Source organism: Mesorhizobium sp. EU05-FHT14A09, assembly GCF_058790995.1.
In genome coordinates this window covers 120,833-136,403 of the sequence record NZ_JBYTDF010000009.1, presented here as the reverse complement: position 1 = coordinate 136,403, position 15,571 = coordinate 120,833, and the positions used below count along the sequence as shown (strand labels likewise).

The 15,571-nt window shown below is 65.0% G+C and carries 13 protein-coding genes; 12 read left to right on the top strand and 1 reads right to left on the bottom strand.

Annotated elements, in window-relative coordinates:
- Position 1 precedes the first annotated feature (1 nt).
- Positions 2-1,279: an NAD(P)/FAD-dependent oxidoreductase gene (locus AC3WTO_RS24760; protein WP_492558440.1), complete on the top strand. Its 1,278-nt coding sequence runs from the start codon at positions 2-4 to the stop codon at positions 1,277-1,279.
- A 32-nt stretch (positions 1,280-1,311) separates the two neighbouring features.
- Here the strand turns inward: AC3WTO_RS24760 and AC3WTO_RS24755 are convergent, their stop codons facing one another.
- Positions 1,312-2,337: a LacI family DNA-binding transcriptional regulator gene (locus AC3WTO_RS24755; RefSeq protein WP_492463602.1), complete on the bottom strand. Its 1,026-nt coding sequence runs from the start codon at positions 2,335-2,337 to the stop codon at positions 1,312-1,314.
- A gap of 359 nt (positions 2,338-2,696) precedes the next feature.
- Between AC3WTO_RS24755 and AC3WTO_RS24750 the strand changes: the two genes are divergently transcribed.
- The 11 genes from AC3WTO_RS24750 (at position 2,697) to AC3WTO_RS24700 (ending at position 15,558) form a co-directional block, all read left to right on the top strand.
- A complete protein-coding gene (locus AC3WTO_RS24750) occupies positions 2,697-3,599 on the top strand; it encodes a substrate-binding domain-containing protein (protein WP_492463603.1) in 903 nt (300 codons plus the stop codon).
- 105 nt (positions 3,600-3,704) lie between these two features.
- Positions 3,705-5,264 (top strand): sugar ABC transporter ATP-binding protein, encoded by a 1,560-nt coding sequence (locus AC3WTO_RS24745; protein ID WP_492463713.1) that lies wholly within the window; start codon positions 3,705-3,707, stop codon positions 5,262-5,264.
- Complete coding sequence (locus AC3WTO_RS24740) at positions 5,261-6,256, top strand: ABC transporter permease (protein ID WP_492463604.1); 996 nt, start codon at positions 5,261-5,263, stop codon at positions 6,254-6,256. The genes AC3WTO_RS24745 and AC3WTO_RS24740 overlap by 4 nt, the downstream gene beginning before the upstream one ends.
- Before the next feature lie 83 nt (positions 6,257-6,339).
- The gene (locus tag AC3WTO_RS24735) at positions 6,340-7,287 is read left to right on the top strand and encodes a tagatose kinase (RefSeq protein ID WP_492463605.1); all 948 of its coding nucleotides are present in this window, start codon (positions 6,340-6,342) and stop codon (positions 7,285-7,287) included.
- Positions 7,284-8,579: a D-tagatose-bisphosphate aldolase, class II, non-catalytic subunit gene (locus AC3WTO_RS24730; RefSeq protein WP_492463606.1), complete on the top strand. Its 1,296-nt coding sequence runs from the start codon at positions 7,284-7,286 to the stop codon at positions 8,577-8,579. Before AC3WTO_RS24735 ends, AC3WTO_RS24730 begins: the two co-directional genes overlap by 4 nt.
- Before the next feature lie 120 nt (positions 8,580-8,699).
- Entirely contained in the window at positions 8,700-9,617 is a 918-nt protein-coding gene (locus AC3WTO_RS24725) for a LysR family transcriptional regulator (RefSeq protein ID WP_492463607.1), read from the top strand.
- Positions 9,617-10,405: a metallophosphoesterase family protein gene (locus tag AC3WTO_RS24720; RefSeq protein ID WP_492463608.1), complete on the top strand. Its 789-nt coding sequence runs from the start codon at positions 9,617-9,619 to the stop codon at positions 10,403-10,405. Before AC3WTO_RS24725 ends, AC3WTO_RS24720 begins: the two co-directional genes overlap by 1 nt.
- Positions 10,406-10,607: 202 nt before the next feature.
- Positions 10,608-11,951: an APC family permease gene (locus AC3WTO_RS24715; protein ID WP_492463609.1), complete on the top strand. Its 1,344-nt coding sequence runs from the start codon at positions 10,608-10,610 to the stop codon at positions 11,949-11,951.
- Positions 11,952-11,994: 43 nt separating this feature from the next.
- A complete protein-coding gene (locus tag AC3WTO_RS24710) occupies positions 11,995-13,248 on the top strand; it encodes a Tm-1-like ATP-binding domain-containing protein (protein WP_492463610.1) in 1,254 nt (417 codons plus the stop codon).
- Between the two features lie 10 nt (positions 13,249-13,258).
- On the top strand, positions 13,259-14,587 hold the full coding sequence (locus AC3WTO_RS24705; RefSeq protein ID WP_492463611.1) for an aminotransferase family protein: 1,329 nt from the start codon (positions 13,259-13,261) through the stop codon (positions 14,585-14,587).
- A complete protein-coding gene (locus tag AC3WTO_RS24700) occupies positions 14,584-15,558 on the top strand; it encodes an aminotransferase class IV (protein WP_492463612.1) in 975 nt (324 codons plus the stop codon). The genes AC3WTO_RS24705 and AC3WTO_RS24700 overlap by 4 nt, the downstream gene beginning before the upstream one ends.
- The last annotated feature ends 13 nt before the right edge of the window (positions 15,559-15,571 follow it).

Sequence of the window (15,571 nt, the reverse complement as noted above, 5' to 3'; positions counted from 1 at the left end):
CATGTCGATGGCAACGCAATCCGGCCGTGACTGGGACGTGATCGTCATTGGCGGGGGTATCGTCGGATGCTCGGCGGCCTACTACGCTGCCAAGAAGGGCATGCGCGTTCTGCTCGTGGAACGCGACGCGCCGGGATCGGCGCAGTCGGGTCGTAATCTGGGTTTTGTTCGCCAACAGAACCGGGACTTCCGCGAGCTTTCGTTGATGATCGGCGCCTTGCGGATCTGGGAAGGGATCGAAGCAGAGCTGGGGCGCAGGGTAGGGTGGCAGCAAGGCGGCAACCTTTCGCTGGCGTTCAGCGAAGCTGATCTTGTTTCCCGGCGTGACTGGCAACGGCGCGCGGCAGCGGAGTTTGGCCTCGATACGCGTATGCTGTCGGCAGGTGAAACCCATGCCCTGGTGCCTCAATTGGCGAGCGGTCGCGGGGTCGTCGGCGCGATGTACACGCCGACCGACGGGAAAGCCGAGCCGACCCGCGCGACCCGTGCGTTTTTGGATGCCGCACTCGAACTGGGCGTGGCCGTCAGCTTCGGCGAACTGGTCAGTCGCATCGACGTGAGTGCCGGCAAAGTCTCCGGCATACAGATTGGTGATCAGCTCCACCGGGCAGGCACGGTCATCACCGCCGCAGGCGCTGGTAGCGCTGCGCTGTTGCGCAAAATTGGGTTGAACCTGCCGCAGGAATTCATACGGGCAACAGTCGCACGGACCGTCGCCCGGCCCGGCGAGCGAATTGCTGCCTGCGTATCAGGCCAGCAGACCGGTATCCGCCAGGACGTGAACGGGGCTTATGTGATCTCGGTCGCGGGCGGCGAATACGATCTGCGTCTGGATTCCTGGCGTCACATGCGCTGGTACGAGGCAACGCGAAAGTCCAATCCCGATGCGGCGCGCATAGACTATCTTGCTCCGATGAAGCGGCTGCTGCCGCGCGGGACAAACTCGCCGCTGGCGGATTTCCCGCCGAGCCGTGACCAGCCGCAACCGGAGGCTTTTCGCGTCGAACAGGCGCGTCGTGAATTTGCCGAACTCTTTCCGATGCTGGCCGATCTGGAGATCGAGACATGCTGGGCGGGGATCATCGACGTCCTGCCTGATGTCATTCCGGCACTCGGACCCGTCGATGGCGTGGCAGGCCTGCTCGTCGCAACCGGGTTCAGCGGTCACGGCTTTGGTCCGGGCCCGATGGCCGGAAAGGTCCTTTCGGAACTGGCTGCTGGACGACAATCGTCCGTCGACATCTCAAGCCTCTCGGCCATGCGCTTCCAGCGGAAATAAACCTGTCTGAACCAATGGCGGCGTGTCGCTGTCTACGCCGAACCGCGCATGATGAGCTTCGCCTCAAGTTGCTTGATCTCTGCCTTGCCGGCGTCCGGGCCGCCGGCGATGCGGGTGAACAGCATGTCGACGCCGGTGGCGGCGATGCCCTGGTAGTCCTGCGCCACCGTGGTCAGCGGCGGGCAGGTGAAGCGGCTGAGCGGATGGTCGTCATGGCCGGCGACGCGCAGTTCGCAGCCGTCGTCCCGCCCCACCTGCAGCTTGCGCTCGAAGGCAGCGGCGATCACGCCAAAGGCGAGGCGGTCATTGGCGCACAGCACGGTGCGGGTCGGAAAGCCGCCGCTGTCCAGGATGCGGCCGGCCTCGCGGTAGCCGAGCTCCTCGAACTCCCAGCCTTTGGCCGAGACCGGCAGCACGATCGGATCGATGCCGAGCCGCTCCATGGTGGCGATGTAGGCGGCGCGGCGCTCCAGCGCGTTCTGGTTGACCGCCGGCATTTCCAGGAAGCACGGGTGCTCGCCGGTGCGGCACAGATATTCGGTGATCATGCCCATGCTCTGCCGGTTGTCGGTGCCGACGAAGGACTGGTCGGGGTTGACCCGGTTGTCGAGGAAGACGATCGGCATGGTGTTGACCAGGCTGGCCAGAAGGGTTGCGTCGGTCTCGAAGCCGAGCGGCGCCATCAGCACCCCGGCGATGTTGAGCGACATCAGCGTGCGCATGGCGCGCGCCTCCAGCTTGCGCTCGCCATGCGAGGACAACACGATCGCCCAGTAGCCTTCGGCCAGGCAGCGCATCTCGATCTGGCGCACCACCTCGGCATAGAAGGGGTCGGAGATGTGCGGCACGATCACGCCGATGTTCTTTGGCTGCTTGCGGTTGAGGCTGGTGGCGAAGATGTTGGGCCGGTAGTCGTAGTCCTTGAGCGCCTTCTCGATGCGCGCCCGGGTCGACGGCTTCACATTGTCGGGATTGTCGAAGTATTTCGACACCGTCGGCCGCGACAGGCCGGTGGCCGCCGCGAACTCTTCCATGGTCCTGACCTTCTGTTCGCTCATGCTCGGCTTCCTCGCCTGTGGCCGTGCGCCTCGAACGGGATAAATCGATTTATTTTCATGCGTAAAATTATTTCTTGACCGAAGCAAGCCTCAGGCGGACCCGAAGCGGTTGTTTCCTGTGCGATGCGTTTTCAATTGCCAGGATAGTTGCCTTATTTGTTGTGTTCCGCAAGTTTTTATCGCGTGTAAAAAAATAAGTTGACACGTAGGAGGTAATGCCGCATCTGAAGGATGGCTCGATATCGGGCCCAATTCCTGCCTTGGAGGTAGCGGCCGATATTGGCCGGCAAGGCGGGAGGCGCATCTTTCGCGTTCAGATCAACAATGGGCTGGGCAGCGCCAGCCCCATGGAGGAACTCATGTTTCGCAAAACGCTTGGCCGTATTCTTCTTTCGGGCGCCGCCCTCGCCATGATGGCCGGCATCGCATCCGCCGAAGGCATCGGCGCATCGCTGCTCACGCAGCAGCATCCGTTCTACATTTCGCTCGCCGACGCGATGAAGAAGGAAGCCGAAGCCGAGAAGGTGCCGCTCGAAGTCGCCATCGCCAACCAGGACCTGTCCAAGCAGCTCGCCGATGTCGAGGACTTCATCACCAAGGGCGTCAGCGTCATCATCATCTCGCCGGTGGACTCCAAGGGCGTGAAGGCGGCCATCACCAAGGCCGAGAAGGCCGGCATCAAGGTCATCACCGTCGATGTGCCGGCCAACAATGTCGACGTCACTTCCTTCGTCGGAACCGACAATTTCGCCGGTGGCGAGAAGGCGGCCGAGCTGATGGCCAAGTCGATCGGCGGCAAGGGCAATGTCGCGGTCATCGACTATCCGACCGTGCAGTCCGTGGTCGACCGCGTCGAAGGCTTCAAGAAGGGCCTGGAGAAGCATCCGGACGTCAAGATCGTCGCGATCCAGCCGGGCATCACCCGTCCCGAGGCGCTGGCCACCGCGCAGAACATCCTGCAGGCCAATCCCGACATCGTCGGCATCTTCGGCTTCGGCGATGACGCAGCACTGGCCGCCGCTGCCGCGGTCAAGGCCGCCAAGCTCGACGCGCAGGTCAAGGTGATCGGCTTCGACGGCATGGAAGAAGCCCGCAACGCCGTGAAGAACGATCCGGTCATGGTGGGCGTCATCGCCCAATATCCGGACCAGATGGGCAAGGTCGCGGTCCAGACCGCGGCCAAGGTCATCAAGGGCGAGACGGTCGAGGCCAAGCAGCCGATCGTTCCGGGCGTCGTCACCAAGGACGGCGAAACCAAGTAAGATAAGGCAAAGGACGGTGGCGGAACGCGCCGCCGTCCTTTCTCCGGCGATGCCGGCCGACGCTCGCGCATGCCGCGGAATGCCGTCTTGATCGCATTCCGCCCTATGGAGGAGCAATCCGTGACAGCCACCAGCCAGAACGCCGCAAATGCAGGAGATGCAACCGGCGACGTGGTGCTCGAGATCCACGACATCGCCAAGTCTTTCGGCCCGGTCGCGGCGCTGAAGCGCATGAACCTCACGGTGCGGCGCGGGCGCGTGCACACGCTGCTCGGCGAGAACGGCGCCGGCAAGTCCACCCTGATGAAGATCCTCGCCGGCGTCTTCACGCCGACGGCCGGCCGCATCGTGCTCGACGGCAAGGCCTACACGCCGCGCAATCCGCGTGACGCGCGTGCACACGGCATTTCCATCGTCTTCCAGGAACTCAGCCTTAGCCGCAACCTGTCGGTGGCCGAGAACATCTTCGCCAGCCACGAGCCGAGCCGCTTCGGCTTCATCCGCGACCGCGCGCTCAATGAAGCGGCCGCGCAACTCATCCGCGGTCTCGGACTGCCGGTGGATGTGCGCGCCAAGGTCGGCGACCTGTCGATCGCCCAGCGCCAGCTGGTCGAGATCGCCAAGGGTCTCAGCCTGCCGGCCGACGTCGTTATCCTCGACGAGCCGACCTCGTCGCTGTCCGACAGCGAGGCGGAAATCCTGTTCGCCATCATCGAGCGGCTGAAAAGCCAGGGCAAGGCGGTGATCTACATCTCCCACCGCATGGAAGAGATAATGCGGCTCTCCGACGACATCACCGTGATGCGCGACGGCGAATACGTGACGACGACCGAGAAGAGCCAGACCAGCATCGACAGGCTGATCACGCTGATGGTCGGCCGCGCCATGAACGACATCTATCCGCCGCGCGAAGCGCCACGCCCGTCGCCCGAGACGCCGCCGGTGCTGGCGACGAAGAACCTTTCCTGCGCCGGCAAGTTCCGCGACGTCTCCATCGACGTGAAGCCCGGCGAGGTCGTCGGCCTGTTCGGCCTCGTCGGTTCGGGACGTTCGGACGTCATGAAGGCGCTGTTCGGCATGCTTGCGCCGCAGGGCGAAATCCAGCTCGACGGCAAGCCGGTGGCGTTGCGTTCGCCCGCGCAGGCGATCCGCAAGGGCATCGCCTTTGTCACCGAGAACCGCAAGGAAGAAGGCCTGGTGCTGCTGCACAGCGTCGAGCGCAACATCAACATGGTCGGGCTCGGCCAGCTGACCGGGCCGCTCGGCCTGATGCGGGGGGCGGCCGAGCGCGAAGCGGCGAGGGGCGAGGTCAAGCGTCTTTCTATCAAGACGGCTTCGATCGACACCACCACCGGGTCCTTGAGCGGCGGCAACCAGCAGAAGATCGTGCTGGCCAAATGGCTGCAGATCAAGCCGCGCGTGCTGATCCTCGACGAGCCGACCCGCGGCGTCGATGTCGGCGCCAAATTCGAGATCTACCGCATCATCCGCGAACTCGCCGCCAGCGGCACCGCGATCCTGATGGTCTCCTCCGAGCTTCCGGAGGTGCTGGGCCTCAGCGACCGCGTCGTGGTGATGCACAACAAATCCGTCGCCGCCGTGCTCGATGCCGATGGCCTCACACCCGAAACCGTCATGACCTATGCAGCGGGGATACACGCATGAGCAATGTTCAGGACATCCAGAAAAAAGCCGCCGACGCCGAGGTTCGCCGCTCGTTTCTGGCCTCGCCGACGGTGCGCCAGTATGGCGGCATCATCATTTCGCTGGCCGTGCTGTGCGTCGTGTTCTCGGTGATGAGCCCGCGCTTCCTGGCCTTCAACAATTTCATGAACATCATGCAGCAGGTCGCGGTCATCGCGGTCGCAGCCTACGGCATGACCTATGTCATCCTGCTCGGCGACATCGACCTGTCGATCGGCTCCATCATCGCGGTTTCCGGCATGGTGGCGGCGCAGGCTTTCGCCATGGGCTTCGGCTTCGTACCGGCGGTGGCGCTGACGCTGGCCGCCGGTGCGCTGATGGGCGCGCTCAACGGTGCGCTGTCGGCCAAGCTGATGCTGCCTTCCTTCATCGTCACGGTGGCGACGATGGGCATCTATCGCGGCATGGTCAGCCTGCCGACCAACGGCGCGCCCGCCATGATCGAGAACGACACCTGGCTCGCCATCGGCGGCGAAAGTTTCCTCGGCATCCCGATCATCATCTGGATCATGGCGGTGCTGTTCGTGGTCAACCACATCATCCTGTCGAAGACGATCTTCGGGCGCCAGGTCTATCTCACCGGTGGCAACCGCGAAGCGGCGATCTATTCCGGCATCCGCGTCGACCGCATCAAGATTATCGTCTTCACCATTTCGGGCATGATGGCGGCGATCAGCGGCATGCTGCTGTCCTCGCGGCTGTCGTCGGCGCAGACCAATGCCGGCACGGGCTACGAGCTCGACGCCATCGCCGCGGTGGTTCTGGGCGGTACCTCGCTCGCCGGCGGCGTCGGCACCATTGTCGGCACCATTCTCGGCGCGCTGATCATCGGCGTCATCAACAACGGCATGAACATGCTGTCGGTGCCGTACTTCTACCAGCTCATCGTCAAGGGCGCCGTCATCCTCGTTGCCGTCTGGCTCGACGTGCGCAGCAAATCGGCGCGGGCTTGAGCGGGGCCATTGCATATGAGGCTCCCTTTTAGCGCGATCGCGGCGCTGCCCCTCATCGGCTTCATCCCCACCGGAATGCAATCATGAAAAAGATCATCACCATCGGCGAGATCGTCGTCGAGATCATGGCCGTCGAGCCGGGGCACGGCTTCACCACCGCCATCCCGCTCATTGGTCCGTTCGCTTCCGGCGCACCGGCGATCTTCATCGACCAGACGGCCAAGCTCGGCCAGCCCTGTGGCATCGTCAGCGCCGTCGGCGATGACGATTTCGGCGTGCTCAATGTCGAGCGGCTGCGCCGCGACGGCGCCGACGTTTCGGCCATCGGCGTGCACCCGACGGCGGCCACCGGCAGCGCTTTCGTGCGTTATCGGCCGGATGGCAACCGCGATTTCATCTACAACATCCGCCACAGCGCCTGCAGCGCCATCGGCCTGACGCCGGAGGCCGAAGCGCTCATCGATAGCGCCGACCACCTGCACATCATGGGCTCGGCGCTGTTCTTCGACGGCATCGTGTCGGCGATCTTCGCGGCGACGCAGCGCATCAAGGCCAAGGGCGGCACCGTCTCCTTCGACCCCAACATCCGCAAGGAGATGCTGGACCTGCCCGGCATGCGCGAAGCCCTCGTCCACGCGCTCGAAAACACCGACCTGTTCATGCCGAGTGGCCCGGAGATGTTCCTGTTCACCAAGGCGACCAAGGAGGCGGCGGCGATCGACGAACTGCTCGAGCGCGGCATCCAGGCCATCGTCGTCAAGCGCGGCGCCGAGGGCGCCAGCTATTTCGACCGCGACGGGGAAGTCTCCGCCCCGGCCTTCCGGGTCGAGGAGGTCGATCCGACCGGCGCCGGCGACAGCTTCGGCGCGGCCTTCGTCACTTGCTGGTTGCGCGGCATGGCGCCGGGCAAGGCGCTGACCATCGCCAATGCCACCGGTGCGCGCGCCGTCAGTGTCAAGGGGCCGATGGAGGGCACCTCCACCATGGCCGAAATCGAGACCTTCCTGAACAGCCAAGGAGTTGCGGCATGAGCGCGACAAGCAGACTCGCCGGCCTTCCCGCCCGTTACGCAAGGGGCGAGCGCGGCGGCATCACTTCGATCTGCTCGGCCCATCCGCTGGTCATCGAGGCCGCCCTTCTGGAAGGCATCGCCACCGCAACGGATGTGCTGATCGAAGCCACCTGCAACCAGGTCAACCAGGAAGGCGGTTATACCGGCATGACGCCGGCGGATTTCCGCGGCTTCGTCGAGGACATCGCTGCGCGTCTCGGCTTCGACACCAGCCGCCTGATCCTCGGCGGCGATCATCTCGGCCCCAATCCGTGGAAACATCTGCCCGCCGACGAGGCGATGCAGCGCGCCGACGTCATGATGGACGCATTCGTCCGCGCCGGCTTCACCAAGATCCACCTGGACACCTCGATGGGCTGTCTTGGCGAGCCGGTGGCACTGCCGGACGCGGTGACGGCCGAACGCGCAGCACGGCTTGCCAAGGTCGCGGAAACGGCGGCGGCCGAGGCCGGCTATGACCTGCCGGTCTACATCATCGGCACCGAGGTGCCGATCCCGGGCGGTGCGATGGAAGCGCTCGATCATCTGGAACTGACCACGCCGGCGGCCGCCATCGAGACGGTCGAGATCCATCGCCGCGCCTTCGCGGCACTCGGGCTTCAGGATGCGTTCGCCCGCGCCATCGGTGTGGTGGTGCAGCCCGGCGTTGAATTCGGCAACGAGAATGTCGTCGTCTATGACAGCGCCAAGGCTACAGTGCTGAGCGGCGTGCTCAGGCAGATGCCGCAATTCGTCTTCGAGGCGCACTCGACCGACTACCAGCCGCAGGACGCGCTGGCGGCGCTGGTCCATGACGGCTTCGCCATCCTCAAGGTCGGCCCCGGCCTCACCTTCGCCCTACGCGAAGCGCTGTTCGGCCTCGACCAGATTGCTGCCTTCCTCGACCGCCTGCCGGAAGAGGAGACCCTGCGCGGCAAGATGGAAAAGCTGCTTTTGGCCGAGCCGAAGAACTGGGAGAAATATTATCATGGCGACGCCGACGACCTGCGCCTGCAGCGCCATTTCTCCTACAGCGACCGCATCCGTTATTACTGGCCGCACCCGCAGGCTTCGGCCGCCGTCGATGCTCTGCTCAAGCGCCTGGAAGGCCGCGTCATTCCGGAAACCCTGATCAGCCAGAACCTGGCGACGTTGTATCCCGCCGTCGCCGCCGGCAAGGTCGAGGTGACGCCGCACGCGCTGATGGTCGAGGCGGTGCGCAACGTCGTGCGCAGCTACAACCGTGCGGCGCTGTCGCTGCAGCCGGCCTGATCTCCCGCGGCAGGGTCCGATCGAAGCCTGATACCGGGTTGTCGTGCAGCATAGGCTGCAACAGTGCCGCGCGACTGGCCCATCGACAGTGCGAAAAAACGCTGTACGAATATTCGCGAGATGAATTTATCGCGCTTCGACCTGAACCTGCTCGTTGTCTTCGACGCTCTTATCCAGGAGCGGAGCGTCACCAGGGTTGGCGCGCGCATCGGGCTGAGCCAGCCGGCGGTCAGCCATGCTCTCAACAAGCTGCGGCATCTGCTCAAGGACGAGTTGTTCGAACGGGGTGATGGCGGTATGCGGCCAACGCCGCGCGCGCTGGCACTGGCAGGGCCGGTTCGGCAGATGTTGAGCCAGCTTCAGGCGGCGCTGGCGCCTCAGGTGTTCGAGCCGGCGACGGCCACCGACGCCTTCAATGTCGCGATCTACAATTATGCCTCGACCATGATCATGGCGCCGCTGGCCCAGCGCCTGCGTTCGGCGGCGCCGTCGGTCAGCCTGCATATGCACACCAACGACGATCTCGGCTTCTTCGACCAGCTTGAAACAGGCGCGCTCGACCTGGTGATCGGCCCGGTGCGCGAACTGCCGCCCGGCTACCTGACGGAAGAGCTGCTCGTCGACACCTATTGCGGGCTGGCGCGCGAAGACCACCCGCTCTTCGACGCGCCGCTGACGCCACAGGTGCTGCGCAGTTTGCCCTGCGTCGGCATCGGGCCACGCAGGGCCGCGGCCAGCGCCGTCGGCGAAGCGCTCGCCCGCAAGGGCGTCGAGCTGCAGACGGTCATGACGGTACAGCATCTGTTTGCCGCGAGCGCGGTGCTGCGCAACACCGACCTGGTGACCTTCGTGCTGCGGCGGGTCGCGACCCGCCACGCCGACATCTATTCCGGCCTCGAAGGTCTGCGGCCCTTCGAATTGCCTTTTGCGCTCGATCCGGTGCCATGCCTGATGATCTGGCACCGCTACCTCACCAACCAACCGGCGCATGCATGGCTTCGCCGCCAGATCGCCGAATGCTTCAGCGAGACCGTGTGATGGCTGAAACCGCACTCAGATCGGACTTCGATGCCACGCCGGATTGGCGCATGACGGGACGACCACGGCTGCAGCCCGGCCGGCGTGTCTATGCGGTTGGCGATGTTCATGGTCGCGCCGACCTGCTCGACGTGCTCATCGCGCGCATCGTGGCAGACCTTGCGCGCTTTCCCGTCGAGAAACCGGAACTGGTGCTGCTCGGTGATTACATCAGCCGTGGCCCGGGCTCGGTCGCGGTGCTGGATTTTGCGATCGATGGCGCAGCGCAGCTGCCGCTCGCCACGGTCTGCCTCAAGGGCAATCATGAAGACCTGTTGCTGCGCTTCGTGGATGGCGCCGATCTGTGGGCAGGTTCCGTCTGGCTGCGCTTCGGCGGCAAGGCCGTGCTCGCCGCATACGGCGTTGAACCGCCACAGGAGACGCCTGACGAGCGGCAGCTTCCCGCACTTGCCGACGCGCTGCGCGCAGCGATGCCGCCGCGCCACCTCGATTTCCTGCGCGGCCTTCCAGCCTCGTTCGAGCGCGACGACTATCTGTTCGTGCATGGTGGGCTGCGGCCCGGCGTGCCGCTCGGCGAGCAGACACCGCACGACATGATGTGGATCCGCGACGAATTCCTGACGCATGCCGGGCTGTTCGAGCGTTTTGTCGTGCATGGGCATACGCCCGTCGATCTGCCGCAGGTCCACTGCAACCGGATCAATGTCGACACCAGGGCCTATGAAAGCAACGTGCTGACGGCTGCCGTGCTCGAGGGAGGCGAACGCCGCTTCCTGGCTTCGCTGTGACCATATAATTTTCTAATCTGAGCGAAGCCTGTATTCGCCTCGCGAATATGGGCATTCGACCTTTTCATTTCTGCCGCAGGGTCTGGCGTCCTACAAAAATCATCACGGCGTCCGCTGATCGGGAGGATCGGCAGGGCGGACGTGCTGCGGCAGGCGTTTGCCTCGATCGCGGCCATTCGGCGCCAAAGGGGAGGGAGCGGCCGTGAGCATCCAATACAAGCAGGAACTGCGCCGTACGTTACGGCTGATCGACCTCGTGCTTTACGGCATCGTCTTCATGAGCCCGATCGCGATCTTCGCGGTTTATGGTTTCGTCCGCGAGGCCTCGCAAGGCATGGTCGTGCTGGCCTATCTGATCGGCTGCCTGGCAATGATCCTGACCGGCCTGAGCTACGCCGCCATGGCCAATGCCGTGCCGGTCGCGGGCTCCGTCTACCATTACGCGCGCAGCTCGATGGGCCAGGCGTTTGGCTTCATCGCCGGCTGGGCGATCCTGCTCGACTATGTGCTGTTGCCGGCGCTGATGATCCTGCTGGGCGGGGTGGTGCTGAATTCGGCCATACCGGCCGTGCCTGTCGAGGCCTGGGTCGTGATCTTCCTGGCAATCTCCACGACGGTCAATCTTCTCGGCATCAAGATCACCACCCGGGCAGACATGATCATCGCCGCGATCCTGGTCGCGGTGGTGGCGCTGTTCGTCATATCGGGACTGGCGGTGCTCTATGGCGGCGCCGGTGCCGGCGGGTTGACGCTCGCGCCGCTGTTGCCGCCCGAAGGCGTCAGCATGAGCCTTGCCGTAGCGGGTGCTTCGGTGGCGGTGCTGACCTTCCTCGGCTTCGACGCGATCTCGACGCTGGCCGAGGAGGTGAGCGGCGGCGACAGCCGGGTGGTCGGTCGCGCCACCATCATCTGCCTGCTCATCATGGGTGGCCTCTATATCGCTGTCGGCTGGCTGCTGACCGACCTCTCCGTGGGCATGACGATCGAGGATGCCAGTGCGGCGGCCTTCAAGATCGTCGAAACGCGGGTGCCGTGGCTGGCGTTGCCAGTGACGATCGCCGTCGGGCTCGGCACCGGTATCGGCTCGTCGATCCCGCCACAGGCTGCTGTATCGCGCGTGCTTTACGCCATGGCCCGCGACCGCCAGCTTCCCGCGCCGCTGGCACTCATCCACAAGCGTTACCAGACACCCTATGTTGCGGTGCTGTTCATGGCGGTGGTGATGGCGGTGATTGCGCTCGGCTTCGTCTCGCATCTCGACACGCTGCTGTCGCTGGTGAATTTCGGCGCGCTGGTCGCCTTCCTGTTCGTCAACGCCGCGGTGATTGTTTTCTACGGTGTACAGCGCAAATCCAGGCAGATGGTGCGACACTGGCTGCTGCCGGCACTGGGTTTCTGCGTCATCGCCTACGTGTTGTCGGGGCTGAGCAGCGCGGCGATGACGCTCGGCGTCGTCTGGCTGGCGATCGGCATCGCCTACTATCTGGTGCTGCGCTTCGCGCTCGGCCGCTCCGGCGACCTGGCGCTTGACAGCAATACTGAATAACGCGCGTTGAGATCATAAACGCATGCCGGGACAGGACGATCATTTGCAACCGACAGTCACTATTCTTCTGATAGGCACGGCCGACACCAAGGCCGAGGAACTGGCCTTCCTGCGCAGGGAGATCGAGGCTCTCGGACAGGCGACGCGCATCATGGATGTCGGCGTGCTGGGCGAGCCCGGCATTGCCCCCGACATCGATCATGATGCGGTGGCCGCAGCGGCCGGCATGACTCTTGCCGACATCGCAGCGCTCGGCGAGGAGAACCTCGCCCTGCAGAAAATGGCGACGGGCGCGGCCGCACTCGCCGCCGACATGTCCAGCCGCGGCGAGATCGACGGCGTGCTGATCATCGGCGGCACCATGGGCACCGATCTCGGCCTCGAGGTGGCCAAGGCACTGCCGCTCGGCGTCGCCAAGCTGATCGTCTCCTCGGTGTCATTCTCGCACATCATTCCGGCCGAACGCATCGCGCCTGACCTGATGATGATCCTGTGGGCCGGTGGGCTGTGGGGGTTGAACACGGCCTGCAGCTCGGTGCTGCGCCAGGCTGCAGGTGCTGCGGTGGGCGCCGCGCTCGCCAACCGCGGCAAGGTGCGCTGGGAGCGGCCGGCCGTGGGCATTTCCTCGCTCGGCTCCTCCTGCCTGAAATATCTCGGCGCGCTGAAGCCGGCGCTGGAAGCGCGCGGCTATGAGGTGATCGTCTTCCATACGGTCGGTCTGGGTGGGCAGGCGCTGGAAGCGCTGGCCGAACAGGGACGGCTGGTCGCCGTGCTCGACCTGTCGCTGATCGAAGTCTCCAACCATGCACTGGGCAGCGCCGTCTCGGCAGGGCCAACCAGGCTGGAGACGGCGGGCAGGCTCGGCATTCCGCAGATCGTCGCGCCGGGCGCCATCGACAGCGTCGACCATCGCCCCTGGGCGCCGATGTCGGCCGAAAACGCGGAAAGATTCTACGCCCACAACCGGCTGATCGGCGGCGCTCCGACAAGCAGGGCCGACAAGCTGGCGATTGCCGAAGTGATCGCCGGAAAGCTCAACCAGGCAAAGGGCCGGACGGCCTTCGTGCTGCCGCTGCAGGGTGTCAACGAATGGGACCGGCCGGGAAATCCCATGCACGATCCGGAAGGCCATGCGTCCTTCTGCGAAGCGATCGCCGGCCAGCTCGGGCCGAATGTCGAACTCGCCACGGTGAACGCCCACATCAACGACCGCGCCTTCAGCGACGCGGTGATGGAGACGTTCGACCGCTGGACGGCCGCGGGACTGATTGCGCCCGGCCGTAGCGCAGCTGCCTGAGGAGCCAGCCATGGATCAGCCGCTTCTCAACGACCTCTTCGCACTCGACCGCGCCCATGTGCTGCACCCCAACCATCCGGTGCACCAGGACATCGACTTCATCGTCAGCCGTGGCGAAGGCGTGCGGCTCTACGATACGACCGGGCGCAGCTTCATCGACGGCCGCTCGCAGCTCAACTGCGTCAATCTCGGCTATGGCTACCGGCGGCTGGTCGACGCCATCAAGGCGCAGGCCGAGGAGCTGTCCTATCTCTCGATCTTCTACCAGTTCAGCCACCCGCAGGTGATCACCTGCGCGGCGCGGCTGGCGGCAAGCGCGCCCGGCGATCTCGACCATGTCCTGTTCACCTCCGGCGGCTCGGAGGCGATGGAGGCAGCCCTTGCCATGGTGCGGCTCTACTGGTCGCGGCTCGGGCGTGCAAAGACCAAGATCATCTCGCGCTACAAGGGCTATCACGGCGGCACGGCGAGCGCGATGGCCGCGACCGGCATGGCGATGGGCGGCCAGACCTCGATCCAGCGGCTGATCCCGGGGCATGTCCACATCCCGGCTCCGAACCTCTACCGCTCAGGCGCCGGCATCGACCCGGAAGCCTATGCGAAACTGGCAGCCGACCAGCTTGCCGAGGCGATCGAGCTTGAAGGCCCGGACAGCGTGGCGGCGTTTCTCGCCGAACCCATCATCGGTGTCGGTGGTTACGTGCCACCGCCGCCCGGCTACTGGCCGCTGGTGCGCGAGATCTGCGACCGCTACGGCGTGCTGCTCATCCTCGACGAGGTGATGACCGGTTTCCACCGCACCGGGCCGCGTTTCGCCGCCGACAATTGGGGTCTGGTGCCGGACCTGCTGGTGACCGGCAAGGGCATCAATTCCTGCTACGTGCCGTGCGGCGCGGCGATCGTCAGCCGTCGCATCGTCGACGTGCTGACCGGCGCGCGGCTGTCCGGCTTTACGCACAGCGGTCACCCGCTCGCCATGGCGGCGGCCAACGCGGCCTTCGACGCCTACGACCATGACGGCATCGAAGACAATGTCGGCCGCATCCATCGCCTGATGTTGGGCCGGCTGCAGGGTGAATTCCTGGCTCTGCCGCATGTCGGCACGGTCGAAGGGCTCGGCCTGATGATCGGCCTGGAACTGGTCGCCGACAAGAAGGAGCGCACGCGCCTGCCCGACACGGTGACGCAAGGTGTCGTCGGCAAGGCGCTCGACAAGGGCCTGATCATCCGTGCCCGCGACGGCCGCCTGGCGCTCTGCCCACCGCTGGTCATCAGCGAAACCGAGGCCAACGAGATGCTCGACATCCTCTTCCCGCTGATCAGGGATATGCACGCATGAAGCCGGAGATTGCCGAAGCCTTCGCCGAGGCGCTGAAAGAAAAGGACCGTTTTATTGGCGGCGCGGCCTATATTGACGGCCGTTTCATGCCGCTGGCCGAGGCGGCCATCCCGATCGGCGACTGGGCCTATCGCCGCTCCGACGTGACCTATGACGTGGCGAGCGTCTGGAAGGGCAATTTCTTCCGGCTCGATGACCATATCGACCGCTTCCGGCGCTCGATGACGACCTGGCGCTTCATGCCGCAGGAGAGCGACGGCGACATCCGCGACATCGCGCTTGCCGTCGTGGCGCTGTCGCAACTGCGCGACGCCTATGTCGGCATGGACTGCCTGCGCGGCAAGGCCAAGCCAGGCCTGCCCAGCCATCCGGCCAATGCGCGCAACTACATCGCCGTGTTCGCCCGGCCGTTCGGCTGGCTGATCGCGCCGGAAGTGCAACTGCGCGGCGCGCATCTGATCATTGCCGCGACGCCGCGCATTCCCGACGGCTCCGTCGACCCGCGGGTGAAGAACTTCCATTGGGGTGATCTGACCCAAGCGCTGTTCGAAGCACATGATCGCGGTGCGGACGGCGCCATCCTGCTCGACCATCAGGGTTTCGTCACCGAGGGGCCGGGTTACAACGTCTTCGCGGTGCTGGACGGCACGGTGGTGGTTTCCGATCACGGCGCGCTGGAAGGAATCACGCGCCGCACCGTCATCGAACTCTGCGAGGAAATGGCTATCCCGGTCGAGGTGCGCCCTTTCTCCGGCGACGAATTGCGCGCGGCCGACGAGGTCTTCCTCTCCACCACCGCCGGCGGCATCATGCCGGCGGCCCGCCTCGACGATCGCATCCTCGGCAACGATCGGCCCGGGCCGATCGCGTCTCGCCTGCGCGAAATCTTCTGGCAGCGCCGCGAGGCCGGCTGGCATGGCCTGCCGGTGAACTATCAGTTGTCGGCCTTCGCTGGTGTCGAGCCGGGTTAGCGCAATCCGTCTG

Bases quoted from the DNA above. Each gene is read 5' to 3' on its own strand.
- AC3WTO_RS24760 (WP_492558440.1), top strand. From the start codon at position 2: ATGTCGATGGCAACGCAATCCGGCCGTGACTGGGACGTGATCGTCATT.
- AC3WTO_RS24755 (WP_492463602.1), bottom strand. From the start codon at position 2,337: ATGAGCGAACAGAAGGTCAGGACCATGGAAGAGTTCGCGGCGGCCACC.
- AC3WTO_RS24750 (WP_492463603.1), top strand. From the start codon at position 2,697: ATGTTTCGCAAAACGCTTGGCCGTATTCTTCTTTCGGGCGCCGCCCTC.
- AC3WTO_RS24745 (WP_492463713.1), top strand. From the start codon at position 3,705: ATGGAGGAGCAATCCGTGACAGCCACCAGCCAGAACGCCGCAAATGCA.
- AC3WTO_RS24740 (WP_492463604.1), top strand. From the start codon at position 5,261: ATGAGCAATGTTCAGGACATCCAGAAAAAAGCCGCCGACGCCGAGGTT.
- AC3WTO_RS24735 (WP_492463605.1), top strand. From the start codon at position 6,340: ATGAAAAAGATCATCACCATCGGCGAGATCGTCGTCGAGATCATGGCC.
- AC3WTO_RS24730 (WP_492463606.1), top strand. From the start codon at position 7,284: ATGAGCGCGACAAGCAGACTCGCCGGCCTTCCCGCCCGTTACGCAAGG.
- AC3WTO_RS24725 (WP_492463607.1), top strand. From the start codon at position 8,700: ATGAATTTATCGCGCTTCGACCTGAACCTGCTCGTTGTCTTCGACGCT.
- AC3WTO_RS24720 (WP_492463608.1), top strand. From the start codon at position 9,617: ATGGCTGAAACCGCACTCAGATCGGACTTCGATGCCACGCCGGATTGG.
- AC3WTO_RS24705 (WP_492463611.1), top strand. From the start codon at position 13,259: ATGGATCAGCCGCTTCTCAACGACCTCTTCGCACTCGACCGCGCCCAT.
- AC3WTO_RS24700 (WP_492463612.1), top strand. From the start codon at position 14,584: ATGAAGCCGGAGATTGCCGAAGCCTTCGCCGAGGCGCTGAAAGAAAAG.